This is a genomic window from Pseudoclavibacter terrae (assembly GCF_008831075.1).
GTDB lineage: Bacteria > Actinomycetota > Actinomycetes > Actinomycetales > Microbacteriaceae > Pseudoclavibacter > Pseudoclavibacter terrae.
In genome coordinates this window covers 21956-47492 of the sequence record NZ_WBJX01000008.1, presented here as the reverse complement: position 1 = coordinate 47492, position 25537 = coordinate 21956, and the positions used below count along the sequence as shown (strand labels likewise).

Genomic DNA, 25537 nt, shown 5'->3' with positions numbered 1-25537 from the left:
CGCCGGGAGCAAAGGACCCAATAGGCGCGCTATCCCGTAGTGAACATAAGCCCTGATCGGTAGGCAAAGGCCACCAGCTGACCGCGATCCCTCGCCTCAACCTTCGCCATGGCTCGATTGAGATGCGTTTTCACGGTCAAAGGTGAGAGTTGCATTTCGGCAGCGATTTCTTGGTTGTCGAGGCCACGAGCAGCGGCCGCGACGACTTCGCGCTCTTTAGGCGTCAGTGCGTCGAGCAAGGCACCAAGACCCGCTTCGATCTGCACGGAGGGTCGTACTCGGAGATTCTCAAGGACTGCCCGAGCTGCACGCTCAGAGAGAAACGTCGCACCGCCTGCAACTTGATGGAGCGCTGAGAGAAGCTCACCTGCGTCGGCCGCTTTACCGAGGAAGCCGTCCGCGCCCGCTCGGAGTGCATCAAGTACCTCTACGTCGCCGTCGAACGTAGTCAGAACGAGAATCCGCAGGCCAGCCAGGTTGGTGTCAGCGCGCATCCGCTCGATCGCAGTTACGCCACTCATCACAGGCATGTGGAGGTCGATCAGTACAACATCTGGCCGCAATGCACGAGCGTGCTGCAACGCCGCCTGCCCGTTGCTTGCTTCTCCTGCGACATCAACGCCGTGATCCAACAGCAGACTCCTCAAACCTGCTCGGATCATGGACTGATCATCAACGATGAGCACTCTCATAGTTCCTGCTCCCCGGCGGTTCCTGTCGGAAAGTCTGCGACAACGCGAAAGACCCCGCCCGAGTCGGACACATCGAGCGTGCCTCCCGCGTTGAGGACGCGTTCACGCATGCCCACCAATCCGAAGCCTCCGCTGCTCGCTGACATCGACGATCGAGTGGCGTTAAGCATCATGACAGTTATTCCATGCGTCGAACCAGGCTTCACTGAAAGCTCAACGCTGCCGAGACCGTGCTTTCGTGCGTTGGTGAGTCCCTCCTGCACAGTTCTGAATACTGCCGCGTCAACTGCGGGGTCCAGGTACCTCGGTAGCTCTACTTCCGCTGAAACCTTCATACCTGTCTCTCGCAGCGACAAGATGAGGACCTCAATGCTCTGTACTGAGGGAAGCAGGCGATCAATCTCCCTGCCGACTTCGCGTCGACGGAGCACGGTGAGAATGCCGCCGAGCTCCGATAGCACTCTCACGCTTGTCGATCGGACGCTCTTGAGCTCAACGCGCGCACGCTCAGGGTCTGCATCGAGGTGTCGATCGGCCGCGTCCGCGTGCATCTTGATGACTGCTAACGCGTTGCCCACCGAATCGTGCAAGTCCCGCGCGATGTCAAGCCGCTCCTCGTCGGCACGCAGCAGCATGCGCGCAGATCGTGCTTCCGCAGCCTCCTCTGCTCGCTGCGCCAGGGCCGCGAGGTACTCCCGATGACGGCGAACCGCGAACCCGAGGGCGAGGACAGCAACCGTCCAGAGAGGAAGAATGAGAGCGATCGCGTCGAACGGCTGTAGCTGGAGCGCAGCTAGGGCGCCGAGGTACAGAATGCCCGCATGAACAGCGCCCACTGCTATCGCCGCACGTGGCGTGCTCCGTAAGGGTAGCGAGAAGAGACAGACCTCAGCCAACGCCCAGATCGGGACCGCATCGGCGGGGGTCAGTAACGCAATCGCGCTGGTGAGTACCGAGAGGCTCGCCGCGGTGATCGGGATACGGCGCCGCAAGGACACCATGGCAGCGCCGAGGGCGAGGGCGGGCAACGATGACAGATCACCGCTGGACACATACCGAACAACCTCGCTCACGACGACGGCAACCGCGAAAGCGTCAAGGAGCATCTCCCAAGGCCATCGCGGTTGCGTCATCATGAGGTTCGTTCTCAGTTCTTCAGCCGATGTGGGTCGGCGTCGGCAGTGTTGGGGGCGTTGTCGGGACCTTCCCGTCGTCGAGCTGTCTTCCCTCGACGTCAAGGTCCGGCAGGGCACGATCCAACCAGGCTGGCATCCACCAAGCTGAGCGGCCGAGCAATGACAGTGCAGCAGGCACGATAACCATACGCACGATGAATGCGTCGGCAATGACACCTACCGTGAGCGCGAGCGCGATCGAACCGACAAGTGAGGACGGGCTCAGCGCGAAGCCACCGAAGACTGCGGCCATGATGGCTGCCGCTGCGACGACAACCACGGCAGATCGCTTGAAGCCTTCGCGGATCGCATCTCGCGGTGACGCTCCACGCACATGCGCTTCGTGCATTCGGGAGACGAGGAACACCTGGTAGTCCATTGCAAGACCGAACAAGATACCGGTGACGACAAGCGGCAGGAGCGAGATCAAGGGGTTGCCCTGAGGTGCCTGAACGAGCGCGTCGAGCCATCCCCACTGGAAGATCGCTGTCGTCGCACCCAGACCTGCCCCCAGGGAGAGCAGGAAGCCGAGTGTCGCGAGCAACGGAACGAGTACTGATCGAAAAAGCACGATAAGGAGCAAGAGCGAGAGTCCGACGATGATGACAATGTAGGTGACGAGGGCTTGCTGCAGCTGATCGTCGGAGTCCAGTCCAATAGCCGTACCGCCCGTTACCGCGAGCTCGATGCCATCCATGTGGACGTCTCGTAAATCTCTGACGAGTTGCTTGGTCGATTCATCCAGCGGGCCGCTCTCTGCGATGACGGATACGAGTGCGACGTTCCCATTACTGCTCAGGCCGGCCGGGACCGCGACACTCACGTTGTTGAGGTCTGAGATTCTCGAGACGACCTCCCCGACATGATTCTGCACACCATCGCCCTGTACGAGGACGACGAGGGGGTCCTGGGCACCGGCGCCGAACTCTTGAGCAACCAGCTCGTACGCGGCACGCTGTGAACTCGCAGGGTCCTCACCTCCCGGGTTGTTCAGTGTCGTTTGCATATCCAGAACCGGAAGCGCCATGACTGCCAGGGCCAGCACTGCCGTTCCGCCCGCCACGAGAGGTCGCCGGATAACCCAGTCTCCCCATGAGACGAGAAAGCCAGCTCTCACCGGAGCGCCGCTCGACGCCTTGCGCACTGGGTAGCGATCACCTCGCGCAAGTGCGCGGCGACCCATCCAGGACATGAGCGCCGGCAACATCGTCAACGACATGAGCACTGCCACGAAGACGGCGAAGGCAGCGGCCAGACCCATCTCACCGAGGAAGGGAATGCCGACGACAGTCAATCCCACCAATGCGATGATGACCGTCGCACCGGCGAAGACAACGGACGAGCCCGCCGTTCCGACTGATCGAGAGATGGCGTCCTCGACGTTGCGCCCGTCGCGCAGTTCCGAGCGGAAGCGAGAGAGGATGAACAGACAGTAGTCGATTCCGACCGCAAGCCCCAGCATGACCGCAAGAATCGGGGTGACTGATCCGATCGGCGCGAGCGCGGAGAACGCGAGAACGCCGAGGATCCCAACACCGACGCCGACGAGCGCGCCGAGCATGTTGGCGCCGGCTGCCACCAGCGATCCGAATGTCAGCAAGAGCACCAGGAAAGCAAGAGCCGCGCCAACGATTTCAGTGGGCCCAAAGATCTCCGGCGCACCGTCCTCGAGACTGCCACCAATCTCCGCGACAAGTCCTTCTGCCTCGAGCCGTTCCCCGACTGAGGCGACTGCCGAGTGCAGCTCCTCATCAGAAGCGTCCGTCTCGACTGCGATCGTCACGTTGATTCGTGCCGTGGATCCATCGGCCGAGATCGCTGGAAACTGAGGGTCGAGGGGGTTCGCGACTGCCGTGACGCCTGGAATCGATTGCAAGTCGACAACCGCTTCCTGCAGCATCTGCACACCATGGGAGTCCGTCAGAGGTGCGTTAGGGTCCTGAACCACAAGTTCGAGGGCCCGCGTGGCGGCCTCGTCGGAAGGGAACTCCTGGTCGAGCACCTCCATAGCGCGTGCCGAATCCGTGCCCGGGACATCGAAAGACCCGTCCGAGAATTTCATTCCACCGAGGGCGATTGCAGCGACCAGGACGAGGAGAACGGCCCAGGCGGAGACCACCCAGGCCCGTCGTCTAGCAGAAAAGCGACCAAGTCGCGCGAGAAGCAGAGCCACAGAGAGAATCCTTGTCAGTCAGTCAGCATGAACCTTTTAATGCTCGGACCTGCCACCCATAGCCCCGTCCTCCCTACGCAGGCGAAGCACTACTGCATCCGCAGTACAACCATCTCGCCTCCCACCACCGAAAGCTCACACCCCACCTCCGTCTGAACCAGAGTGCGTTTGCCCATTCACACAAGCTGGCACCACACGCAGAACAGAACATGACGTCCTGCTTATGCCTGGTAGCGCTATGGTTTCCTGGCGTACTTCCGGGTGCTCGGTACTTTCCTGCTGAAGTCTGCAGGCTAGGGTCGACTCGTGAATGCGATGGACAGCACACCCCAGCACCCCTCTGCCTCGCGTCCGAAGGGCAACCGGCGAAGCCTGCAACGCGCGGCAACTCGCCAGGCGTTGATAGACGCCGCCTGCCAACGTTTTATTCGATACGGCTACAACGCCACACGCATCGAGGACATCGCGCGCGACGCGGGCGCGTCAGCCGCCACGTTCTATCTGCACTTCCCAACGAAACGCGATCTTGCGAGCGAATTGGTCACGATCGTGCGCGACGACGGCATCGCGCGCTATGAACTCCTTTCCGACATGGCGAGTCACGCGAACGCGCGCACCGTGGATGACTGGCTACGCGGCACACTCGAGCGGTGGGCGGACATGGCCCCACTCGTCCAAGTAATCGAGCAGGTCGCCGCGATCGATCCTGTCATCAACGACCAGTACCAAGACATCTTTGACGACGGGAAGTCACGCGTCGCGAAGGGTCTCGAGCTCAGTGGCGTCCCTCGACCAGACGCCGAACGTCGAGCACTCCTGGTCATCTCATTGCACCACGGCCTCTTTCGTCACTTCCAACGAGATAGTTCGATGAATCTAGATGCGGTTCGCCCGGTTGTTCGCGACATGTGGCTGGTGGCGCTCGCTGGCGGCGCGCACTAGGGCTCGTTGTTAGAGGGATTTGCGAGGGTCATGGGTGCGTCTTGAGTCGTGTCGCGTGCTGTGATCTCCGCTGAACCATGTGCTTGATCGGGCCGTTGTTCCTTAGGGTGAAGGCGACCGTGGAACGTCGAGGAGCAGTACTTCACCAATCTCACGCGATGGCGTGAGATCCGATGCACGCCGACATTCCGCCCGCAGTTACCGTGCTGGAGCATGCCTCGCCGCGACCGCAGATCTCGCATCCTCGACGAGCCTAGGAACCCGCAACCGAGATGTTTGTTTCGTAAACATCGACTCTGGTGACGCTGCATTCCCTGATCGCATGGGTGAGAAGTGTCGTGCCGGCTCCACCGTTGCGCTGCGTCGTATCGACGAGCAACGCGACTGCCGGGAAGTAGTCGGACTCCAGCTGGGCCTCGACCTCATCCCGCTCCTCATCCGCGAGGAAGTCATACGTCGCTTCCACGGCTCCTCGCCAGATCGCGGCGAGCGCGGGATACTCCGCAGCCCGGTTGACAGGCGAACTCTCAGAGCGGGCATGGTGGGTTCGTCTCGCCGACACTTCAGCTCATCATCCGAATTCATCCGCGGTGACAAGCGCGTACGCGGCCGTTAGTCATTTGGTCCCACACCCTGGGAACACTCCTCGACTCCGAAATCTCTACTACCCGCCCCTTAGCTTCGCATCTAGACTAGAGTTCGACTCTAGTCACTGGACGCACACCGTAGTGCGTAAGGAGAAGCGATGAACACGAACATGAGCGACCCCAGGCTTGATCGAGAGATCGAGCGTTCCCTGGAACTCGGCGAGACCGGGATCTCAGTCACCGCCTACCAGAACGGCCGGCACCTCGTATCCGCCTGGGGAGGAGCGACCGCGGAAGGGTCCGACCGGCCCATTCATCAGGACGACCTCTTCGGAGTGTTCTCTGTCACGAAGGGCGCCACGGCAACGCTAGCCGCCATCATGGCCGACCGGGGATGGCTCGATACGGGGGCACTGGTCATTGACTATTGGCCCGAGTACGGCGCAAACGGAAAGGAAAGCACGCGAGTGCGGGACCTGTTGAGCCACAGAGCAGGTATTCCGCAAATGCCCGAAGGGGTAACGCCGGAGCTCCTCGCCAACTGGGACTGGATGGTGGAGAAGATCGCGGACCACTCACCGCAGTTTCCGCCGGGCGAGCAGAACGCGTACCACGTACTCGTGTGGGGCTGGCTCGTGGGAGAGGTAATCCGCCGGGCGGACCCTCAGGGACGAGATTTCGCCACCATCATGAAGGACGAGCTCCTCACACCAGTCGGGGCGACGGACTTCTATCTCGGCGTCCCCGACAGCGAGCTGGACCGAGTCGTGCCGCTGTCAGGCGGCGATGCCGCCTTCGCCGTGGATGAGTTCAACGTCATGCCGGAGGCCGTGTTCCCCGGATCTACCGTGCACAACCTCCGCAGCATGCAGCAAGCCGTGGACCCCGGTGCAGGAGCTCGCACCACAGCCGACTCTGCCGCGCGGATCTTCGCCATGCTCGCGAATGGCGGCGAGATCGATGGAACGCGAGTTCTGTCGAGGGAACGCACCGCGGCCCTCAGCGCGCCTCGAGACGGGGCACATGATCCCGAGCAGATCCTCCCGATCCCCGTCTGGTTCGGAGCGCACGGCTTCTGGCTCGGTGGTGAACCCGACATCTCCGACCCCATTGTCGGAGAGGGAACGAACACGATCTACAGCCCTGGAGCTGGTGGGTCGATTGCCTGGGCTGAGCTCGACTCAGGTCTAGCCGTTGCGATCTGCCACAACAATATGGACGCCGCATCAGCCGCGGCCCCGGGCCCGGGCCACCCCTTCACCGCGATCGTAGACAAGATCCGGTCGCTCGCCACCGAAAAGGAGCACATCAATGACTAAAGCAACACCAAGGAATGCCGGCGGGGTGCTCGCCATCACCGGAGGCGGCTCCGGCGTCGGCGAAGGGCTTGCCCGTTACGCAGCGAGCATCGGCATGGCCGTCGCGATCGCGGACATCGATCTCGTCGCTGCCGAGTCCGTCGCGAGTGACATCCGCGCCGAAGGCGGCAACGCTCTCGCAGTGCAGGTAGATGTTCGGGACCTCAGCCAACTGGAGGGCTTTGCAGATCGCGTCTACACGGAACTGGGCCCGGTTTCGCTCTTGATCAATAACGCTGGCGTTGAGCAGTTCGGCCTGCTCTGGGACACCCCGGAGGACAACTGGCAAAGGCTCATCGACATCAACATCACCGGCGTCTTCAACGGCATCAAGGCCTTCGTTCCTCGAATGTCCGCGAGCCACGAGAAGACGGCGATTTGGAACCTCTCCTCGATGGGAGGCGTGAGCGCTGCAGCTCGCCAAGCGCCGTACATCATGAGCAAGCACGCCGTGCTCGCCCTCACAGAATGTCTCAAACTCGATGTCGAGACGGCTGGTCTCGACATAACCGTTGCGGCTGTTCTCCCCGGAGCCGTCGCGAGCAACATCTTCGCCAACGCCGGTGGCGTCAAAGATGGTGATGTCGCTGCCGGAGAAGCAGAACGAGCCGCGATGTTGCGCGTGCGAGAGCAGGCGATGAGCCCCATCGAGGCGGCAAGACGCGTGTTCGAGCAGGCCGCGAACGGCGATTTCTACCTCCTCACGCAACCGCAGCTTATTGGCGCTGCAATGAATGGCAGAGCAGAGCAGCTCCGCACACGCTCAGCACCTCAGCTCTTCAGCGGTGAGTTCCATGTCCCAGCCGAGTAAGCGAGCAGAGCAACACTCTGGCCCACCTCAAACAACTGAAAACATCCGGGCGCTACTCGTCAAGTTCGCCTGGATGGCTGACGAAGCCGAGCATCCGAATACGGAGGACTTCTTCACCACCGATGCTTCATGGCACCTCGGTGACCAGAGTTGGTGCGGGAGAGGTGAAATAAGCGAATTCCTGACGGAGATGCGCACGGCGGGGTACGCCGGTCCAGCAACAGGGACAAGACACATCATCACCAACGTCGACATCACACTTTCGCCAGAAGAACCTGATCACGCACAGGCCCGGTCACTGTTCATGCTCTGCGCACCTGGTGCCACCTGGGCGATTCAGGCAGTCGGATGCTACGACGACGAGCTGGTGAGAGTCGACGATCACTGGCGCATCCATAAGCGTCACGTGCGACAGCTACCGAGAACGTCGAACCCCGCCAGCACTTCATAGCCCTGAATAGATAGATGATGGCCACACCTTCCGCCTCTGCGCTCGGATCCCCGACTCCCCCACGCCTGCGGGCTTCTCATCAGCTGACAAGAACGCGGCATACGGACGGCAGCTGACGTGCTGTTAGGCATCGATCGGGAACTCTGTAACCCCGCACAAGCGCCCAAGTGTTGGTCCAGATCGATCCACGCAGTGAACCCAAAGGAGACCTTCCTTGATATCACTACGATAGTGTTAGGGCTTTGATCTCGCTTCGTCCAACAGAACCTCGAGCCCTCGGCGCAACGCCCGGACAGCAGTCGCGTTGTTGCTTCGTTCTTCAAGTGCAGCGACTTCGGCGAGGAGCGCCGGGAGCTCAGGATCGGGGTATCGAACCAGCAGGGAGCGAGCGACGTTGTCCGGCCACCCGGAGGATGGAACCCTCCCCCGCCGAGCGGGTTGCGGGTGGAGCGATGGATTGCCCGCACCCGTGCTGTCGCTTTCGGCGGCCGACGCGAAGGCTTCAATGGCAGCTTCGTCGACCTTGCGCCCACTTGGTCTCTTACGGATTGCCATCAGTGCATCAGCTCCTCAGCCAGTACTTGAATCTCCGCCTTTGCCTTACCATTCGACCACTCGACAACCCCGAGGCCTTCGCCGATGACGTCGCGATAGGCCTTGCGCTCATGAATAACAGTGCGAAGTGGTTTGATGACGGGGTAGTCGCTGAGGTACTCCCCCGCGTCGGCTCGTTCGCTCGCGTTGGAGTTCGTAGGCGCCTGTGTGATCAGGCCTCGCACGTCGAGACTGGAATTCAGGTCCAATGCTTGCTCGATGACCTCACTCATGTGCGGCAAAGTATCGAGATCGAACTGGCTCGGGCGCACGACGACGACCAGCTTGTCAGCAGCAGTCATTCCGGTGCGCATCTCTTTGCTGTCGTGACCAGCGACGTCCACGAGGACCACGTCGTACCGTCCGTCAAGGTCGAGCAAAGTCTGGTGGATGCTGCCGAGTTTTTCCACGCAAGCAAGCGTCGGTGTTCGCCCAAGCTCTTCTCGGTCTTCGTGCCACCTGGCGCTAGAACGCTGACGATCGGCGTCCACCAGAACCACGTCCTTACCTTGGCGCGCATACTCAACGGCCAGATTCGTGGCGATCGTCGACTTCCCGGGGCCACCCTTTTGACTTCCCAACAAGATGATCATGCGTCAAACCTACGGCCACATTCAAGCGTATTGCTAGCGACACGCCGTCACTACGGTTTTGATATCACTATGATTCTGCTTGTCACTTGAGTTCCGGTCGATACCAAAGGGTCGCGAACCCAGCGCACTGGCAGCGATCGTGCGACCTCTGGGCAAAATATGACCTCCGCACCGACGCGGTTCGACGGGCCTACGTATCACTTTGGTAGTGCTATCAATACGCTTGTGCAAGTTCGGTCCTCACGTACGCCGGCTCTTGCGGCAAGGTTGTCTACTCGGATGAACACCAGACATATGAAGCAGCTAGCGACCGGCTGTAGAGACGATTATAGCTTAGTGATATCAATACGATATCTATCGCTGCGTGAGCCACCGACCCAGCCCTCGACTCGACGACGAACGAGTGCTTTAGCTATCACTACGATAGTGGAAGCCTATTTCTCCGCCCGTGTGACCAGGGGAACTGTATGTGGCGCCGCGCTCAAGTCTTGATGTGAGGCTACGGTTGGAAGCGACGTCTAACGCATCCAGAACCTGGGCAAGCAGGGTGGGGGAGTGCCCTGTCGACACAGCAGGCACTACATTGCTGCTTCAATCCTGCTGGCGGTCTGCATTCCTTTTCTGGTGACTGTATAGAGTCGCGCAGCTCCACCCTATAAGTCGATCAGCTACTTCCGCCGTTCGGCCACGTTTGCGTGCGTCCGCCACCAGCTGCTGCTTCTCCGCAATCTGCAGGGGTCGGAGAGCGGTCGTCTAAACCGTGTCGCGTTCTGGCGGGCTGCGGCGATGCCGGCGTCCACGCGCTCGACGTGGAGCTCACGCTCGTACTCGGCAAGGGAGGCAAACATGCATGAAACGACCCGTTGAAGTATCTTCGTGCCGCCCAGGAAGCCCTCACAAATGCACACAAGCACGGGAACGACTCAGCCGTGCTGAGCATGCAGAAGGAGTTAGATGCGACCGAGCTTCGGGTCGTGAACGCGCAAAACATGCCGGTGGGGAGATCAGAATCACTCGGGACGATCGGATGTTCACAATCGCCGTCTGACTACCACTGGTCTCGGAATAACGTGCACGACCTTGCTCAGCGCATTGCTCGTGTACGACCAGGCCGCAAGCAGAGCAGGCATGCGGGGTTCACTCGAGGACCTCGGGTTCGAAGTCGTCGGCGAAGCCAAGAACCGGCGCGCTGGCTTGGAGCTAGTGCGGCAGCTACGCCCCGATCTTGTGCTGCTTGATCTGCTCATGCCAGTCATGAGCGGCTTGACGTCGGTTCGAGGCGCTCCTGCAGACTCGATCCGCGCGGTGATGAAAGTACTCTTGCCGACGCACCTCTGATCCCACACAGTGAAGACGCATCTCAACCGCGCGATTACCAAGGTTGATGCCAGAAACCGAAGCTAGCTCGTGGTGTTTGCCTACCGCGCGGGCCTCATGGATCCGTGCGGTTGACGACCATAAGGCCAAGGCGCTCTAGGACCGGACGCCAGGACACGCGCAGAAGGTACCGGGCCGCGTCTATGCAAGATGCCTACTCACCCTCACACGAGCTGAAGGTTCCACCCAAACGCCAACGCACACGCTGATCGCTGTTCTTTGACCATGAGTTCCATGCGCACCTCCACCGCACATCGCGGTGAGCTCACCAATTGCACTCGCTGATAATCAACTCGACGACAACCGTAAGGTCGAAAATGACTGCCGGCACCACGAGCCGCTCCGTACTATGTGCAGGAGAACCACGGTCGGGGGGGGGAGTCGGTAGTCGAGCACCCTGGCGACGACAGCGACTAGGGCGTTCTGGGCGCGCGTGCTGGAGTAAACTCAGACTCTTGCACAGCAGTCGGGCGACCTGGACTGGGTGGCGTTGATCGAGTCCACGATCGTGCGCGTGCATCAGCACGGCGCAACGTTACCGCGGGGCACAGGGGGCTCTATCGATCAACAAGAAGTTCGCTGACGAGCCACCCGACCACGAGATTGGTCGTTCCCGCAGCGGATTGACGGCGAAGAATCATCTGGCGCGCGCTCGCGTTCATCCTCACACCTGGACAGGCCGCAGACACCAGGATGATGGTCGCAGCACTCGAGCAAAACCGGGTACCCGTCGGTCCGGGCCGGCCACGGACCCGAACGGATCGGGTGATTGCCGACAAGAGGTCCCCGTCGAAAGCGAACTGGGCCTGGCTCCGGCAGCACGGCATCGCCGTGACAATTCCCGAACCGGACGATCTGATCGCGCACCGACGCAAGAAATCCGGCCGCCCAATCAATTTCGGCGAGGATCAACGCACACGGTACCGTGGCCGCAACGTCGTCGATCGGTGCTTTAACAAGCTCAAGCAGTGGCGCGGCATCGCGATGGGCTCAGACAAAACGGCCCTCAGGCGGGAGTGTGCCTCGCTGCGACGCTCCAATGGCTGTAGTTCGGCCAGGAGAGCCTCTTGCAGGGGTGGCGGATACGGGGGTCAGGACGGCTCGTTGAGCTTCATATGGAGCAACGGGTATGGCCGACCCGCCTCATCCGTCTCGCTGCGACCAACGACCTCGAATCCTCGGTGGGCGTAGAAGGCTGCAGCCGACACGTTCTGTTCGTTGACATCCACCTTGGTGACGCCGTGCTCCGTGATTGCATGGCTGAGAAGCGCCGTGCCGATTCCAACTCCGCGTCGCGTCGCAGCAACGAACAACATCTCCAGATTACTGTCGAGAACACCGGAGAATCCCACCGGTTCACCATCAATCTCTGCGACCGAAAGAGTCACAGCCGGGAAGTAGTCAGACTGCAAACGGCTTTCGATCTCGTCGCGATGAGCATCCGCGAGGAAGTCGTGCGTCGCATCAACCGCGCTGCGCCAGATCTCAACGAGCGCTGGATACTCTGCAGCCCCGGCTGACGGCCGAAGACACAGAGCAGGCACGGTGGATTCCCCTCGTGAAGACATCATCATCCCATCATCCCAGAGCGATGACAGACGCATACGCAGCGGTCGGCTGTTTAGCAACGCGCCCTGGGCAGATCCGATTTTTCTCAGTGCGATCGTCCGTACCGACGATTGCGGGGCAGACTGCGTTTGACAGTCTGCCCCGCAACGTCAGGAAATTACTCCGCGGTTCGGTTCACGTTTCTCCTCCGACGCAGCAGCAAGCCCGCAGCCAGGGCGATGATCGCGGCCAGGATTAAGACCGCGCTCACTGATGCGCCCGTGGTCGCAAGCGGCCCGCCTTGCACGCCGTCATCACCGGAGCTTCCACCAGTGTCATGGTCACCACTCGGAATGTTCGGAGGTGTTGATGATGTCGACTCCTCCGTGAACCCGAAGTCGAGCGTTAGGTCGTGCGCGCTATCGCTACTCAGGTCACCCGTTTCTGCGGTGCCGGTAGAGGAGTCACCATCAGGATCTCCAACCCCTTCGATGGTCGGCACCAAGCCTCGTAGCGCCTCTGCCGACGCAGTCTGGTCAATGCTCACGTTGTACTGCGCATCGGCACGCAGTAGTGGGACGTTGAACTGGTACTTTCCATGCTCGTCTGTTGTGGCAGGCTCGATGACTCGACCATCGGCGTCCGCGACAGGGTTACCGTCGTTGCCGGTGATGGAGAGTACAACTCCGGGGATTCCTGGCTCTCCTGCATCTTGGCGACCGTCGCCGTTCTGGTCATGCCAAACCCAGTCGCCAATCTGTGCAGTGCCCAGGGTCGTCCCCGCGAGCTGGGTCCACCGGTACGGCGTCAGGGTGACGGGGCCGAGGAGTCCGTAGTCGGATGGCTTCTTGTCGAGCTGGTATTCGGCAATCCAGGCGTTGAAGAGTGTTGACGCGACTTCCACGCTGAGCTGATTCCGGCCCTCGACGAGGTAGGGGCCGATGTCGAGCGTCGTGTCGTTCTGATTCGTGGTCAGTGTCGTTCCGTTGACGGTGAGGCGGTAGGTGTCGGTGACTTCGCCTAAGTCGAGCATCGCGCCGACGCCATCCGCCCATCCGCTGTCGAGGTCGAACTCGGTCGAGTAGGTGCCGATTCCTGAAGCAGTTTCCAGCCCTGGGATCTCCCGCCACGGCAGCAGCTCATCGAGCGCGCCAACCTCGACCTGTTCTCGGGCGGACTCACCCGGTGTCGAACCTGGGGTCCAGCTCTCGACGTTCAGCTTCCAGGGCTCAAGGACAGATGCAGCCGGAACCGCGTCGAATACGGCCGAGACGGATGTGCCATCGTCGAGGGTGACTGGTACCGATCCGGCTTCGATGGCCTTCGCGATCAGATTCCCTGCGTCGTCGTACTCGACGCGGAGGTCGGTCTCCGGTACGGAGGCGCTGGCCGCTGCCGCTGCGTTTGCCCAGCCATTTTCAGCGAGCGCGACGATGACGGAGTCGTTCCCGCCGACGGTCAGCTCCATCGTGACGGATTCCCCATCGCTTCGGAACTCGGCGATGGGCTTGATCTCGCCAGTCCACGCGTCCAGGAGGTAGGGGCGGCCTGCTCCCTGGAGGGTCACGGTGGTTCTGACGTCTTCCACGGTCTTGGCGTCAGGGTAGGTGTCTGCGTCACCGTAGTTATAGAGCTGGTACAGCTCGGCGTCCGGAGTCTGCCGGTGAGAGCTCAATAACGTCGACCGGTTGGCGTAGGTGGCATCCGCGAAGATCTCCGCCGATGCGAGTGCCGCCGGCACGCTCGCGTTGTCCGGAACCTGCTGGACGCTCGAGAAACTGAGCAGCTTCGACATCCGATCGGTGATATCGCCGTCTGCGGTGTGGGCACCCTGTGTGGGAATGGAACCGACGAAGATAATCGGCAAACCGCTTTCGGCGTATTCGACGAATCGATCAAGGGTCTCAGCGGCGATGGTCGTCTCGTTGTCAACGACGACGGCCTTGTATGCGGGGCCATTCGCGTCCAGGCGCCCGTCCTCGACGGTGGCGTTGTCCAGCGCGAAGCCCGACGGGGCGACGAAGTCGTAGGTGTAGCCGCTCTGCTCGAGGAGACCTCCGTCGTCATAGTCCTTGGTTCGGTTCGCGATGTCGATGTTCTCCCAGTATCTGAGCGCGTAGACGGCGACGTCGATCTTGGCCTCGCCCTGGCGGAGGACGTGCTGGTTGCGGGCGATCCAGGTGGCGGAGTCGGCGGCGTGCTGCCAGTTCGGGGAGCGTTCGCCCCAGTTGTTGGAGTAATTCATGGCCTCCCACCCTGGCCAGGCAACCTCGGTGGCGAACCCATTGATGGCGCTGTCTCCGTCGTACTGTCCGTTGTAGGAGTAACCGTGAAAGACGATCTGGTTGACGCCGCCGGAGAAGGCTCGCTGCACGTGCCAGCGCATGTCGTCCCAGGTCTGCTGGTTCTTGCCAGAGTCTTCTTCACCGTTGCCTCGACGGATGTCGATGTTCACGTCGCCGTACGTCAGCTTGAGGTGCTCTTCCGGGGCGGTCTCGATCGAGTAGATGTTCTTGCCGCCAAGGTGCACCGCCCCGGCTTGAATCCGGTAGAAATCGATGATGTCATCGCCATACAGGGATTCGGTCTCAGGGATGTCGACGTGGAGGGCGCTCTCGAGCGTGTCGAGATTCTTGCCGTAGGCCGGCTGCACGCGCAACTGCACCCCGTTCCGGGCGGTGAACTCGTTGAGCGGTTTGAGGTGGTTCTCGACGTACAGGTGCGTCAGGTACCCGTAGTAGTCATTCTTGATCTGCTCGCTGTTCTGATCGAACTGGAAGTCCGGGTTCGGCTGTGCCGAGTAGTTGCCGACGGATGCGGCTTCGTATAGGCCAGGGAGGTAGGGAGTGAGGTCGTATCCGTGCTCAGCCTCGAATCCCGTGAGGAGATCCTGGGTCCAGTCGAGATGCGTCTCGAATTCGAGGGAGTCGCTGAAAAGGTCACCGACGTTCTGCCAATCGTCTCCGTAGTAGGGGATGAGTTCGTCTTCCCAGAAGTCAATGAGGGCTTGCGAGCCCGCTTTCCCGTAGTGGTCGATCTCATAGTTCCCGTGCGCCTGGTTCCCGGACGGGTACTCCCACCAGCCGAAGAGCACGTATTCCCCATCGCCCTGTGGGGTGAACGCAACCGTTGCTTCAGTCGGGTTGGTAGATGGATCTGCGAAGGTGACCTCGTCGAGGTCGAGGGAGATCGCTGTGGAGTAGTCGAGGGTCTTGCTCTCCGCATCCGCGTATTTTGCGGCGGTGACCGCGATGAGAGTCGGGGTCCCCGCTTCCTCGCTGAACGCGGGCGCAGGTACGAGCCCGGCGTAGGGAGCCGATTGGGTGATGCCTTCGACCCTGGCGCTATCGACTTCGAGCTGAGCGCCTTGACTGGGGTCGTTCACGTCAGTGATCGATGGAAGGTTGAGTGGCCAGCCGGCCGTAAGAGTGAAGTCGATCGAGAAGTCGTGCTCCCCGGCGACGTGGAGCATGTGCTTGGTGAGCTCCTTCCAACGCTGCGATCCCCAGGAGACTTCGGCCCCGTTCGGATCCGTCTTCGCGAAGGAGACGATCTCGGCGCCCCCGAACCCGCCGGCGACCATGGATTCAATCTCGCGTGAGATCTCTGCCTCGGTCATGAGCGCATTCGGCACCCACCACCGCATCTTGGGCTTGTCCTCCATGGCAGGAGACGCGAACTGCTGAGCGAAACTTATGCCCTCGCCGGGGGAAGCAGGCGCATATGGCGCCGACTGAGCAACCGGAGGAAGCATGCCAGTCAGCAAAGCTGCTCCTAGACAGGCGGTGGTGAATCCCGCTAACGATTTCTTCGACACGTTCGTGTTCCTTTCGTGGTGCCACCAAGGACGGCGGCAGCTGTGTCGTGAGTTGAGGCGAGAATCAGGACGTCGGTGTGTCCCTGATACCACCTATGGAGATTCGGATGCGGCGACGAACGCAGCCTCTCCAGGCGGTACCCGCTGGGAGCCAGCAGATGCTGGTTCCCAGCGGGTCGTGATTGAACCGAGCTGCTATTCGGCGGCGTGGGTCCGTCGACGCAGAACCCGCATCACGAGGCCAGCGATCACAAGGAACGCCGCCGCTGCGACGAGGCGCCAGGTGATCGTCGCGCCAGTCGTCGCGAGGTCACCACCCGATGCGTCTCCACCTTGCGAACCGTTTCCACCCGGAGAGGGCTGTGAACTATCAGTGGGAACCGGTGTTGGTTCGGCACCGTCAGTTGGCTGCGGGGTTGTCCCTGGGGCACCGGTTGGTTCAGGCGTCGGCTCCGGTGTCACAGTCGGCGCAGCGAGTTCCACAGCAACATATGGGGCCAGAGAGACAGGACCGGTGACTCCATAGTTCTGCTTCTCGGTTCCGGTACCGCCGGCCTGACTGGGGGACTGGTCGAGAATCGCGTTGCGCAGAGTTGTCGTGACCCGAATCTCGATCGAGTTCTCACCCGGCCGCAGCGCCTCGCGCACGTCGACTTGCGTCGTAGACTGGTTCAGCTGAACTGGAGTTCCATTGATAGTCAGGGTCCGCGTGTGGAAGTTCGGCCCGAGTTCGATCATGGCCCCATCCTCAGCACCCCAATCGGCAGCAAGCGTGACCGTTGTGCGATAAACGCCGACCCCCGAGACGTTCTCAAGTCCGGGGAGCTGCTGCCAATCTGGCAGATGACCTTCACCATCCGCGATGACAGGGATCGTCTCAAGCATCGTCTTCTCAGTCGTTAGACCATCCGCCCCCTTGCCCCAGGCCTCCACCGACAGCTCCCAGCTATCCATGCGGACAGGAGGTTGAGCGGCTACGCCTGGCTCGACAGTGTCGAGTCCCCCTGCAGTGACGGCAACAATGTCGTCGACACCAGTGGATTTCGCATACACGGTGCCACCCTCCACAAAGAGCGGTGCGTTGGCTGAGACGAACGGATCAGTTGGAGCATCTGGGAAACCGAGTGACGCTGGGTCCTCCGCGACGACGACGATGGACGTCTCACCCGGCGCGAGCTCGACGGGAACTGCCACACGACCATCCCCACCCTGCTGCAGCGGTGCGACAGCTACTTCTCCGCTCCACGGGTCGAGCTCGTAGGCGCTTCCGGTTCCAGTGAAGTCGACGCTCGTCGTGACCGGCTCCTCAGCGGCGTTGAACAGGAAGTAGTAGTCCTGCCCGTTGTCGGTACGGTGCAGAATCTGGAGCTTAGAGGATCCTTCAACGCTGGCAGCGGCTGGGACCCCAGCGTCGATGAGCGCTCCGGACAGCGTGGAAGTGCCAGCGGTGGAGGTCACATTCGGCAGGGCCAGGAGCTCGCTCATCTTTTCCGCGAGTTCAGCATCCTGGGCGACAGCGCCTGATGTGGAGACCGCCCGGGATGGTGCGTCGCCGATCACGATGACCGGCAGGCCCGCGTTCGCGTACTCGATGAGCGTGTCGGCCGAAGCCAGCGAAAGCGTGTCCTGGTTGTTGAGGACAAGCGACCGGTACGCAGGTCCGTCGCTTGCGAGTACCCCCTCACGGACGGACAGCTCGGCAAGGTCCGCGTCTCCGAGGTACCCCCAGCTGTATCCGGCGCCGGCCGGTTCGTCACCGAGCGGCCCCTCACCCATGGGGTTGACGTCGGTCGAATAGACCGCGAAGTCGCTGTTCAGCGTCCCCTGGCGCAGAACGAACTGCGAGCGGCCCAGGTATTCGTTGATGGACTTCTGGTCGGTCCAGGAGGGCTGGCGAGTGTCCCAAGCCTCGGCGATGCCAGTCGTGGGGGAGAAGGGGGTCCAGCCCGGCCAAGCGTTGGGTGCGATGAAGAAGCTGAGCTCGCTGCCGTCGTTCTGCTCAGGAAAGCCGTGGAATTCGACGAGCGTCGACCCAGTCGAGAGTGTTTGGTTGAGGCGGTAGAGCATGTCGGGCCACTTCTGGCGCCATGAGCTTTCGCCGAAGTCGATAAAAGCACAGCATTCGGTCGGCAGCACGTTGACTCCGTTGAGCGCTGCAGCTGAAGCAACTGCTCTCGAATCATGGGACTCCGACTCGGGAATATCGACGGCTTGCCATGCATCGGTCGGGTAGAAGGCCGCCGGTCCGCTGGAGCTGTAGGTCTGGTACCGGAGCGTCATGCCTAACCCGTTTGCCCAGGTCTTGAGCGGAGCGAGGTGATTCGACTGGAAATTTTCACTCATCGTTGTCATCCAGTCAGAACGGAACCGCTCTCCAGAGCCATCTGAGTATTCGAATTTTGATTCCTCGAGGGAAATCGTGGGGAGTCCTTCAACCAAGGAGTAGCCTCGGCGAGCTTGAAAGTCCTCGAGCAGGGTCGGCGTCCAGTTCGATGCCTCGGTCAATTCGACCGAGTCGAGCCACATCGAACCCGCATTCTGCGCAAGAAGGCCGCGCAGCTCGTCATCCAGTACTTCCTGATCCCAGGTGTCGATCAGTGACTGCGCACCGGCCGCACCGTAGTGATCAACAAGCACAGTTCCGCGGAAAGCCGCATCGAGGCCGGCCGTTGGCTTCAACCCGCTGCCCTGGCTGTAGTAGGCAAGAAGCAGCCAGTTCCCATCGGCGGGTTCGGCAGGTGCCGTCCACTTGACAGTGAGACCGCTACCTGAGCCATCGTCCCCAACGTCCTCAACCGTGCCGGTCAGATCTACGACTGAGCTTCGGTCGAGCATGACCGTCTCGGCGTCGCAGGGGCCGTCGCAACGGACGGCGAGGAGACCCTGGAGGTCACGCTTCGTCGCGGCTGGATCGAGCTCCGACAGGGGCAGACCACCCGAGAATGTCCCACCTGCGGGAATCGGCACGCTCTGTCCGAGCCCCAAAGTCTTGGCGGAACCATCGGTGTCGGGAGTAACCCGGTTAGACCCGGCCGACCATCCTGGCGCGATGAGCGCGTCGACCTGCACGTGGTTGTCGAGTCCAGCGCGGAGCGCCTCGCGGAACTTTGCCGACCACGCATCCGAGCCGAATGCCTTCCCCGGGTCGAACCCTTGCGCAAGCACGAGGTCGTTGTAGGTGATGCGTCCGATACCGTTCGCGGCTTGCGCCTCGATATCCGCGCGAATCTGAGCGGGGGACCCAGTCCCGGAGGCAACCCAATACCGATTGGAGGGGAGGAACTCGGCGCCCGGTGCGGCGAACTGTGCCGCAAACGAGTCCGCTACGGGGGCAGGAGTCGTTGGTGTTGCGGATGCGGAAGCGACCCCGAGCGGGGCACAGAGGGCGAGACCGAGCACTGCGCTAGTGGCGACAGTTAGGGCGGGCGCCCTGAGTTTCGTCCGGCGTGAGCCGGAAGGGGAGGGTGAGAGTGGCACGCTGACCTTTCGGGGCGAGACAACCGATCTCAGCGATGACTTCATCGACCTGCGAGACCAGGGGTCCGACGGGATGGTGCTTACGAGGCAACGAGGTCCCAACTCAGCATCGAGCAAGGATTGTTATGGCACCAGGTGACAAAAGTGAAATTACCGGGCAGTTTGAATCGTGTCAACGGGCAACTTTCGAACCCCTAGCAGTCAGAGCTCGAACTAAGCCGGTTCGGGTCGAGCCACGACAATGCCACCTCGACCGATGCTCGCTGGGCCCCTTCCGATACCTTTAGCTCGCTCTCGGCGAGCGCGGTGAGCGTGGCGGTTTGGTACGCCGAAGCGATTGCCTGGTGCACAGCCCCGGGCGCATCTGGCATGCAGGCGCTCGCTCTGGACACGATGAGCTCCCGCCACGGCACATAGGCTCGATGCGCTGCCGCGGACAGCTCGGGCACTGAATCCACGAGTCGACTACTCCTGGCCGCGAGCGACATATGCAGGGGGTCATGAGGCAAGGAGTCCATCACTCCAACACGAAGCGCGCCGTGCAGTGGTGCCGATTCGGGTATCGCGGCAAGGGCATTGCGAAAACGGGCCGTCGATTCGGGGACACCGTGCATGAGCACGTCAGCCCGAGTGTGAAAATGGCGAATCAGCGTGCGGATACTGAGGCCAGTCGCGTCTGAGATTTCCCGCCACCCAGTTTGGTGGTAACCCTCCGTTGTCCAGATCGCGAGAGCGGCCTCGAGAACGTCAGCAGCACGGACTGCCGAGGGGCGACCGGTGCGCGGTGGCACTGAAATGTGCTCGAGACTCGTCACGCTTCCCGACCGTAGCACCGGCAGCCGCCCTACGTCCGAAGCCCATCGGTACCATGTTGTCTCGCTGGCATGGACGATCTTTACCAGTTAAGGACAGGCAGTCTCAGCTTGTTTCGCGAATGCGCAATATGACCTGCAGGGACGTGGCCTACTCGGTAGCGCTCGTTCCGCTTGCAACACTCAATGCCAAAGGAGCGAAATAGCGGCCGAGCCTCTCGTCATCGACGTGGACGGTTGTGATGGGCGAGATGAAGACGCTCGCAATAGGTGAATTGTCCCTCCCCAGGACCGCCCGTTCTTCTGGAGCCTTGAGCCCTAACCGCCCCGCAGCTCCGACCACAAGAGCTCGAGGGCCCCAAGCGACCCTGAGTGCTCCTCGATCCGCGCTGTTGGAACACCTACCTCACGCAGCTCTCCCGGCGAACAGACTGCACTGCCTCGTCCACGACGGTGCCGCGCAGCCGCCTCCACGGGGACCGGCTCGGTGAACGTGGCATCGGTGGTGGTGACATGGATCATGCGGCATTCGAGCACTACAAGGACTCGAACTCTGCTACCTATCCGACTTCGCAGGCAGTAGGCACTGCGCGCTGCCAAGCTCATCGGCTAGGCACGCGTCTCGACCCGACACCAGGACACCGACCGGCAAGAAATCGATCTGCGCGCCGCCGGCGTCCGAGCCGATGACCTCTACGTCGATCGGGGAGCGTCGGGCGCGAACGATTCCCGCACCGCACTCGACGAGGCACTGCGGGCGCTCGAGCGTGACGACACCTTCGTGGTGACAACGCTTGACCGCCTCGGGCGCTCGACGGGCAACATGCTCACGCTCGCCGAAGAGCTCCGCAACGAAGGAGTCGCACTTCGGGTCCTGAACTTGGGCGGGGGAGACGTGGGCACGTCGACGCCGATGGGGTCCATGGTCTTCACCGTCATGGCGGCTCTCGCGCAGATGGAGCTCGAAATCAAACGCGAACGTGTTCTGGACTCAGTCAGCAAGCGCAGAGCAGCCGGAGCTGACCTTGGCGGTCGGCCTCGCAAGATCACCGTGAGCCAACTTCAGAGCGCTGCCCATTTGATTGCGGCCGACGTGCCGGTTGTTGAGGTGGCCCGCAACCTTGGTGTCTCGCGTGCAACCCTTTACCGCCGCCTGCAAGCGGTGACGCCTGTCGTTGTCACTGTCGATGCCCCGGAGGTAGCCGAGGGGACGCATCCGCCGGCACTACCTGGTCTCACGATGCCCATCGAACGGCTCTAGCCCCAGGGGCAAACCTCGGAATTGTTGCTCCGCGCGATGACTCCGAAGGCGCCTCGTCGAGCTTTGATGTGAGTACGCGTGGCCGAAGCCGACAATAACGTTGACTGAACGCTGGTAGCGGCTTCGCTACCAGCTTTTACGGGGGTCCTCCTTCTGCAGGCGTCGAAGTGAGCTGCGTGCAGCCGCGATCGCGGGGTAGCTCCTATCAATTTTGGCGAGCAGAGACAGCATGTCGTTGAAGCGGCGTGCTGGCTGGATGTGGAGCAGATTGTCGTGATGGGCGACACGGTTCCGCAACCGCCGCAGAGTCTCAAGCTGCTGCCCAACGGCAACGCGACTGGCGTCGTCAGCTCCTGTGTTCGGGAACGCGCGATGGACCGCGGCACTCCAAAGTTGAATCTGTTTGGTCGAGGATTCGGTGCGGCTGATGGGGGTGATGATTTTCACCCAGGTACCGAACATGAGCTGGGCGAGAACGTCGTCGTGCGTCACACCGTGGGCAGCTCGAGTGTGGTGAGGTCCACGACTATTGGCTTCTTTGCTCGCGAAGTCTCGAGCTTGACTGAGTGGTTTCCCCACAACGTCATAGAGCAGCTGCGCAGCTTGCCCGGGTGCAGTCCAGTCGGAGCCCTTGTTCTGTGTCACGTTCCAGCTTGCGAGCTGCGGGTCAATAGCGTTTCTGACTGCGACCTCGACGAACGACAATTGCGCGTGCAGGGCTCCAGAGAGCTCCGTTGCCCACAGATACAGGTCGAGCGCCCGCTGCGCGTCGCCGGTAGCCGCGTTCATATACGTCGCGAGCCGCGCAGCGCCAAGCAGATCCCCGAGCGGTTGACTTGTCACGCTACGAAGGATAGCTTTTAAGCAGCGAGCGTCGGGCTTGGACCGACGTTACTACCCCGGAAACCCTCACCAGGAATGGTGGGGGTTTCTTGTTTGTCGAGGAGGTGTTGTTCCCGTTGCGCACCAGCAACTCGCTCCAGTTGCGGCCGGGGAGGGATCTTCTGACCGATCTCTCCACCCCGTGCGACGAGTCGCGGAGGAGGCTCAAGTGCTCTGGATTTCATCAAGGAGGTTCTGGGCAGTGAAGGCAATTTGCTGAAAGTGGTCGCGCTCCGCGGTGGTGTTGACCGAGTCTTGAGCACTGTTGAGGGCATCGTTGGCGTAGTCCTGGAGCGCGTTGACCAGAATTGCGTACCGGTCATCGTCCGACAGGTCGAGGGTCACGATGTACTTCAGAGAATCTGCCACGAGCACAGTTTCGCACCCGCCCCCGACAATCCGAAACGCAAGCTCACCTGGAGCTCACGAGCCTGAGACGGTTCGCGCAACACGCTGTTGCGCGAACCTCGTTCTTGGCGAGCCAGGTCAACAGCCCTCTCATCTCGATGAAGCTCGCGCACGCTCACGCAACTCGCTGGACAGACGCTTCAGTAATCCCGGCGCGAACAAGTGCCAAGGCGGCCCGGTGATCGCCGCGACCCGCACTCCTCGGGTATCTCGGGTAATCCGGTCTGTCGCTCACCGTCAGCAGCTGCACTGCAGTGGGGGAGCGGCGCCGACGTCGACGTTTCCCTCGCCTCGACATCCACTGCACTTCCGCCTGCCACCATGCCCAGCAGTGCCGTTCGTCCGTGTACCTGGTTCGACGGAGCTCGAGATGCCCAAAGACTTGGAGAACCTGGGCAGCAGCATCCATGGTGACATGATCCCCTCGAATCCAGCCGTAGGCGGTTCGCTCCACCAGTCCAATGCCGTGCAGGCGCTGCAAGGCTTTACGAACCCGAGCAGCGTCGAGGCCAGTCGCGATGATGAGCTCGTCGAAGGTAAGGACTGAGCCTGCACCAATGTGTTTGAAAACCAAACCCGCGATTCTCCCCAAGCTGTGAGGTGCGGCGAACACGTCGTGTGCCAGTGCAGTGAGACGTGCCGCGAGGTGAGCGATGTGCTGTGTGCGGGCTTGGAGGGGGAGGGGTGCGCCGGGGCGTGCAAGCACTTGTGTCCGGTTACGGTGGTCTTCTTCTGTGGAGAACCTCCGGGAGAGTCGGTACCGCTGGGCGTGCGCACCCTCGGGGGCGCCGTCTCGAACGATCCAGGCCGTCTCCGGCGCAGCCGGATCGGCCGGGGCGGCAAGCCGGCGGAGTGCATCGTGCACGGTGGTGCGGCCATAGCCCGTGTCCGCCGAGATGCGACGCACGTCAGCCTCGACAGTGAGCTGCGCGGCCTGGGCCATATACAGGCAGAGTGCATCAAGCACGGCACGCGTGCTGTGCGTTCCCGTCCTGGAGCGTTGCGCGGATGAGGCACGGTCGGCGCCCCAGAGCCCTGGCATCGCGTCCGCGCGCGCCTGAGCAGCGTCGATGGCAGCGACAGTGGTCGCGCAACGGGCGAGGAATCCTTCGTCGGTGCCGTCGTTGGTGGAGGGGTTCGCCGCAACGTACGTGACCGCGTGTCGCCACGCGGACACGAGCGTGCGTTCCCGACCCTGCTGAGTGCGAAGGATACGGTGGCCGTGCTTGTGGCGTTGGGTACGTACGTGCTCGAACGCTGGTGTCTCGTCGACGAGCTCTCGCACGTCCGTGAGCGTCCAGCGGGCGTTCGCGCAGCCCGCGAGGACCGTCACGAGTGCGTAGGAGGCGTCATCGGTTGGGGGAGTATCGAGCACCTGGCGCACGCGCGCGCTCAGTGCGCGCTTGGTGCCGGCGATGTGCGGGTGCCCGTCAGCGTCGACGGCCATGCCCTTCGTGAGCGCCGTCACCGGGGCGAGGATCTCAGCGCCGGCATCGATGAAGAACGCCCGCAGTTCACGCACCTGGTCGACCGTGACAGACGGATCGAGGAGCACATCGAGCGGGCCGTTCGGCAGCGAAGAGCCACCCCTACGGTGTGGCGATCCGGGTGGACGCACGCACCCAGTTCGTGGGTTTGTCAGAGGTGTGGGATCCAGCGAGGGCAGCAACTGTGCGGCGAGCTGCGCGAGCTCACGCACGGTGCTCGCGTCAGTTTCAGTCTCGAGAGCGAGCCAAACGTGGCGCCCGTCGTTCGGCCCGGACTTCGTGACCACGTGATCGATACCCAGCTCAGTCAGCCAGAACGCAAGCCGACTCGCGTCGTACGGCGAATTCCCACGTGACGCATCCAGATCGAAACAGAGGAACCGGTATGTGCCGGCCTCATTTGCCAGATACATCGCCCACGGGGTCTGCGGCTGCTCTGCGAACACCGAAATATCGCGGCTGTAGCCGTTCAAAACATCACCATCGGCGAGGCGATCGGCGACGCGGATCCGCGGCCGCGGGCTCAACGCCCGAGCCAGCTCCCACCCGCTCGGAGCGGCCGGAACACCCTCATGGGCACGCCGAAGCGCGAGCACAGGGACAAACGAGACAGTTTTAGGTACTATGAGGGCACCTCCTCCTCGGAGTGGGTACTACGAAGGCCCGGCTGGTAACCGGAACTGCGTGGGAACTAGCTCGAACCTCTTGGTCGGCAAACTGTGAGGGTTTGAGCTACGAATCTTTCAGAGGCTCGTCGCGAAAGCGGCGGGCCTCTTTTCGTTAGGCCGCTGCTGAATGGGCCTCCGTCTCGAGGGGGAGTTGTGTCGCTCCGTGGTCTGCCTTATCCGGCTTAGGGGCATACTCAGGCATACCGAGCGCCTCGGCCACGAGCTTTGTGATGTAGTCACCGTTGGTGTAGCCGGAGGCCTCCGCATTCGCACGGATAACCTTCGCTAGTGGCATGGCTGGTTTGGCCATGATGGCGTCTCGTTCACCCTTGCTTGGTCTCCCCATGCCAAGAATCATGCCGCGAATCGTTTCCTGAAACGCAACGTCGGTCGCGTGTCGCGTTAATCCCTCACGGTTCTGATC

At 61.8% G+C, this 25537-nt stretch carries 20 protein-coding genes and 2 pseudogenes; 7 read left to right on the top strand and 15 right to left on the bottom strand.

What is annotated here, in order from left to right:
* Window positions 1-29: 29 nt before the first annotated feature.
* From F8O03_RS17680 to F8O03_RS17670, 3 genes are read right to left on the bottom strand one after another with little or no spacing between them, the layout of a single operon-like run.
* Window positions 30-692, bottom strand: a complete 663-nt coding sequence (locus F8O03_RS17680; RefSeq protein ID WP_151425055.1) for a response regulator — start codon at window positions 690-692, stop codon at window positions 30-32.
* Complete coding sequence (locus F8O03_RS17675) at window positions 689-1798, bottom strand: sensor histidine kinase (RefSeq protein WP_167516633.1); 1110 nt, start codon at window positions 1796-1798, stop codon at window positions 689-691. The genes F8O03_RS17680 and F8O03_RS17675 overlap by 4 nt, the downstream gene beginning before the upstream one ends.
* 49 nt (window positions 1799-1847) lie before the next feature.
* On the bottom strand, window positions 1848-4040 hold the full coding sequence (locus F8O03_RS17670; RefSeq protein ID WP_151425053.1) for an MMPL family transporter: 2193 nt from the start codon (window positions 4038-4040) through the stop codon (window positions 1848-1850).
* Between the two features lie 315 nt (window positions 4041-4355).
* On the opposite strand from F8O03_RS17670, the gene F8O03_RS17665 reads away from it, so the two are divergent.
* Window positions 4356-4982 carry a TetR/AcrR family transcriptional regulator gene (locus tag F8O03_RS17665; protein ID WP_244296370.1) on the top strand — a complete coding sequence of 209 codons (627 nt, stop codon included), beginning with the start codon at window positions 4356-4358 and terminating at the stop codon, window positions 4980-4982.
* A 253-nt stretch (window positions 4983-5235) separates the two neighbouring features.
* Here the strand turns inward: F8O03_RS17665 and F8O03_RS17660 are convergent, their stop codons facing one another.
* Window positions 5236-5448: a GNAT family protein gene (locus tag F8O03_RS17660; RefSeq protein ID WP_151425051.1), complete on the bottom strand. Its 213-nt coding sequence runs from the start codon at window positions 5446-5448 to the stop codon at window positions 5236-5238.
* A gap of 279 nt (window positions 5449-5727) precedes the next feature.
* Between F8O03_RS17660 and F8O03_RS17655 the strand changes: the two genes are divergently transcribed.
* The 3 genes from F8O03_RS17655 to F8O03_RS17645 are packed head-to-tail and all read left to right on the top strand — an operon-like array spanning window position 5728 to window position 8189.
* Window positions 5728-6888 carry a serine hydrolase domain-containing protein gene (locus F8O03_RS17655; RefSeq protein WP_151425050.1) on the top strand — a complete coding sequence of 387 codons (1161 nt, stop codon included), beginning with the start codon at window positions 5728-5730 and terminating at the stop codon, window positions 6886-6888.
* Between the two features lie 25 nt (window positions 6889-6913).
* Window positions 6914-7738: an SDR family NAD(P)-dependent oxidoreductase gene (locus F8O03_RS17650; RefSeq protein ID WP_208851908.1), complete on the top strand. Its 825-nt coding sequence runs from the start codon at window positions 6914-6916 to the stop codon at window positions 7736-7738.
* Window positions 7662-8189 (top strand): nuclear transport factor 2 family protein, encoded by a 528-nt coding sequence (locus tag F8O03_RS17645; RefSeq protein WP_151425048.1) that lies wholly within the window; start codon window positions 7662-7664, stop codon window positions 8187-8189. The genes F8O03_RS17650 and F8O03_RS17645 overlap by 77 nt, the downstream gene beginning before the upstream one ends.
* 554 nt (window positions 8190-8743) lie before the next feature.
* On the opposite strand, the gene F8O03_RS17640 is transcribed toward F8O03_RS17645, so the two are convergent.
* Both F8O03_RS17640 and F8O03_RS18555 read right to left on the bottom strand, forming a co-directional pair.
* On the bottom strand, window positions 8744-9376 hold the full coding sequence (locus F8O03_RS17640) for a division plane positioning ATPase MipZ (protein ID WP_151425047.1): 633 nt from the start codon (window positions 9374-9376) through the stop codon (window positions 8744-8746).
* Between the two features lie 591 nt (window positions 9377-9967).
* Window positions 9968-10224 (bottom strand): annotated as a pseudogene (locus tag F8O03_RS18555) (recombinase family protein); the annotation flags it as partial.
* 250 nt (window positions 10225-10474) lie between these two features.
* Here F8O03_RS18555 and F8O03_RS18610 point away from each other — a divergent pair.
* Together F8O03_RS18610 and F8O03_RS18605 are read left to right on the top strand one after the other, a co-directional pair.
* Window positions 10475-10714: a response regulator transcription factor gene (locus tag F8O03_RS18610; RefSeq protein WP_208851907.1), complete on the top strand. Its 240-nt coding sequence runs from the start codon at window positions 10475-10477 to the stop codon at window positions 10712-10714.
* Window positions 10715-11389: 675 nt separating this feature from the next.
* A complete protein-coding gene (locus tag F8O03_RS18605) occupies window positions 11390-11944 on the top strand; it encodes a transposase (protein WP_425280963.1) in 555 nt (184 codons plus the stop codon).
* On the opposite strand, the gene F8O03_RS17620 is transcribed toward F8O03_RS18605, so the two are convergent.
* The 5 genes from F8O03_RS17620 to F8O03_RS18595 all read right to left on the bottom strand — a co-directional run bounded on the left by F8O03_RS17620 (window position 11845) and on the right by F8O03_RS18595 (window position 20750).
* The gene (locus tag F8O03_RS17620; RefSeq protein ID WP_244296365.1) at window positions 11845-12327 is read right to left on the bottom strand and encodes an acetyltransferase; all 483 of its coding nucleotides are present in this window, start codon (window positions 12325-12327) and stop codon (window positions 11845-11847) included. The genes F8O03_RS18605 and F8O03_RS17620 overlap by 100 nt on opposite strands.
* Window positions 12328-12479: 152 nt before the next feature.
* Window positions 12480-16055, bottom strand: a complete 3576-nt coding sequence (locus F8O03_RS17615; protein ID WP_151425045.1) for a glycosyl hydrolase — start codon at window positions 16053-16055, stop codon at window positions 12480-12482.
* Between the two features lie 258 nt (window positions 16056-16313).
* Window positions 16314-19517 carry a glycosyl hydrolase gene (locus F8O03_RS17610; RefSeq protein WP_167516631.1) on the bottom strand — a complete coding sequence of 1068 codons (3204 nt, stop codon included), beginning with the start codon at window positions 19515-19517 and terminating at the stop codon, window positions 16314-16316.
* 272 nt (window positions 19518-19789) lie between these two features.
* On the bottom strand, window positions 19790-20386 hold the full coding sequence (locus tag F8O03_RS18600; RefSeq protein WP_425280962.1) for a TetR/AcrR family transcriptional regulator: 597 nt from the start codon (window positions 20384-20386) through the stop codon (window positions 19790-19792).
* A 172-nt stretch (window positions 20387-20558) separates the two neighbouring features.
* Complete coding sequence (locus F8O03_RS18595) at window positions 20559-20750, bottom strand: substrate-binding domain-containing protein (RefSeq protein ID WP_151425043.1); 192 nt, start codon at window positions 20748-20750, stop codon at window positions 20559-20561.
* 243 nt (window positions 20751-20993) lie between these two features.
* Between F8O03_RS18595 and F8O03_RS17595 the strand changes: the two are divergent.
* A pseudogene (locus F8O03_RS17595) lies at window positions 20994-21575 on the top strand (recombinase family protein); the annotation flags it as partial.
* Between the two features lie 219 nt (window positions 21576-21794).
* Here F8O03_RS17595 and F8O03_RS17590 read toward each other — a convergent pair.
* The 4 genes from F8O03_RS17590 to F8O03_RS17575 form a co-directional block, all read right to left on the bottom strand.
* On the bottom strand, window positions 21795-22511 hold the full coding sequence (locus tag F8O03_RS17590) for an Abi family protein (RefSeq protein ID WP_151425042.1): 717 nt from the start codon (window positions 22509-22511) through the stop codon (window positions 21795-21797).
* Window positions 22512-22715: 204 nt separating this feature from the next.
* The gene (locus F8O03_RS17585) at window positions 22716-22919 is read right to left on the bottom strand and encodes a hypothetical protein (RefSeq protein ID WP_151425041.1); all 204 of its coding nucleotides are present in this window, start codon (window positions 22917-22919) and stop codon (window positions 22716-22718) included.
* A gap of 154 nt (window positions 22920-23073) precedes the next feature.
* Window positions 23074-24918, bottom strand: a complete 1845-nt coding sequence (locus tag F8O03_RS17580) for a hypothetical protein (RefSeq protein WP_151425040.1) — start codon at window positions 24916-24918, stop codon at window positions 23074-23076.
* A 307-nt stretch (window positions 24919-25225) separates the two neighbouring features.
* Window positions 25226-25471 carry a hypothetical protein gene (locus tag F8O03_RS17575; RefSeq protein ID WP_151425039.1) on the bottom strand — a complete coding sequence of 82 codons (246 nt, stop codon included), beginning with the start codon at window positions 25469-25471 and terminating at the stop codon, window positions 25226-25228.
* Window positions 25472-25537: the final 66 nt, after the last annotated feature.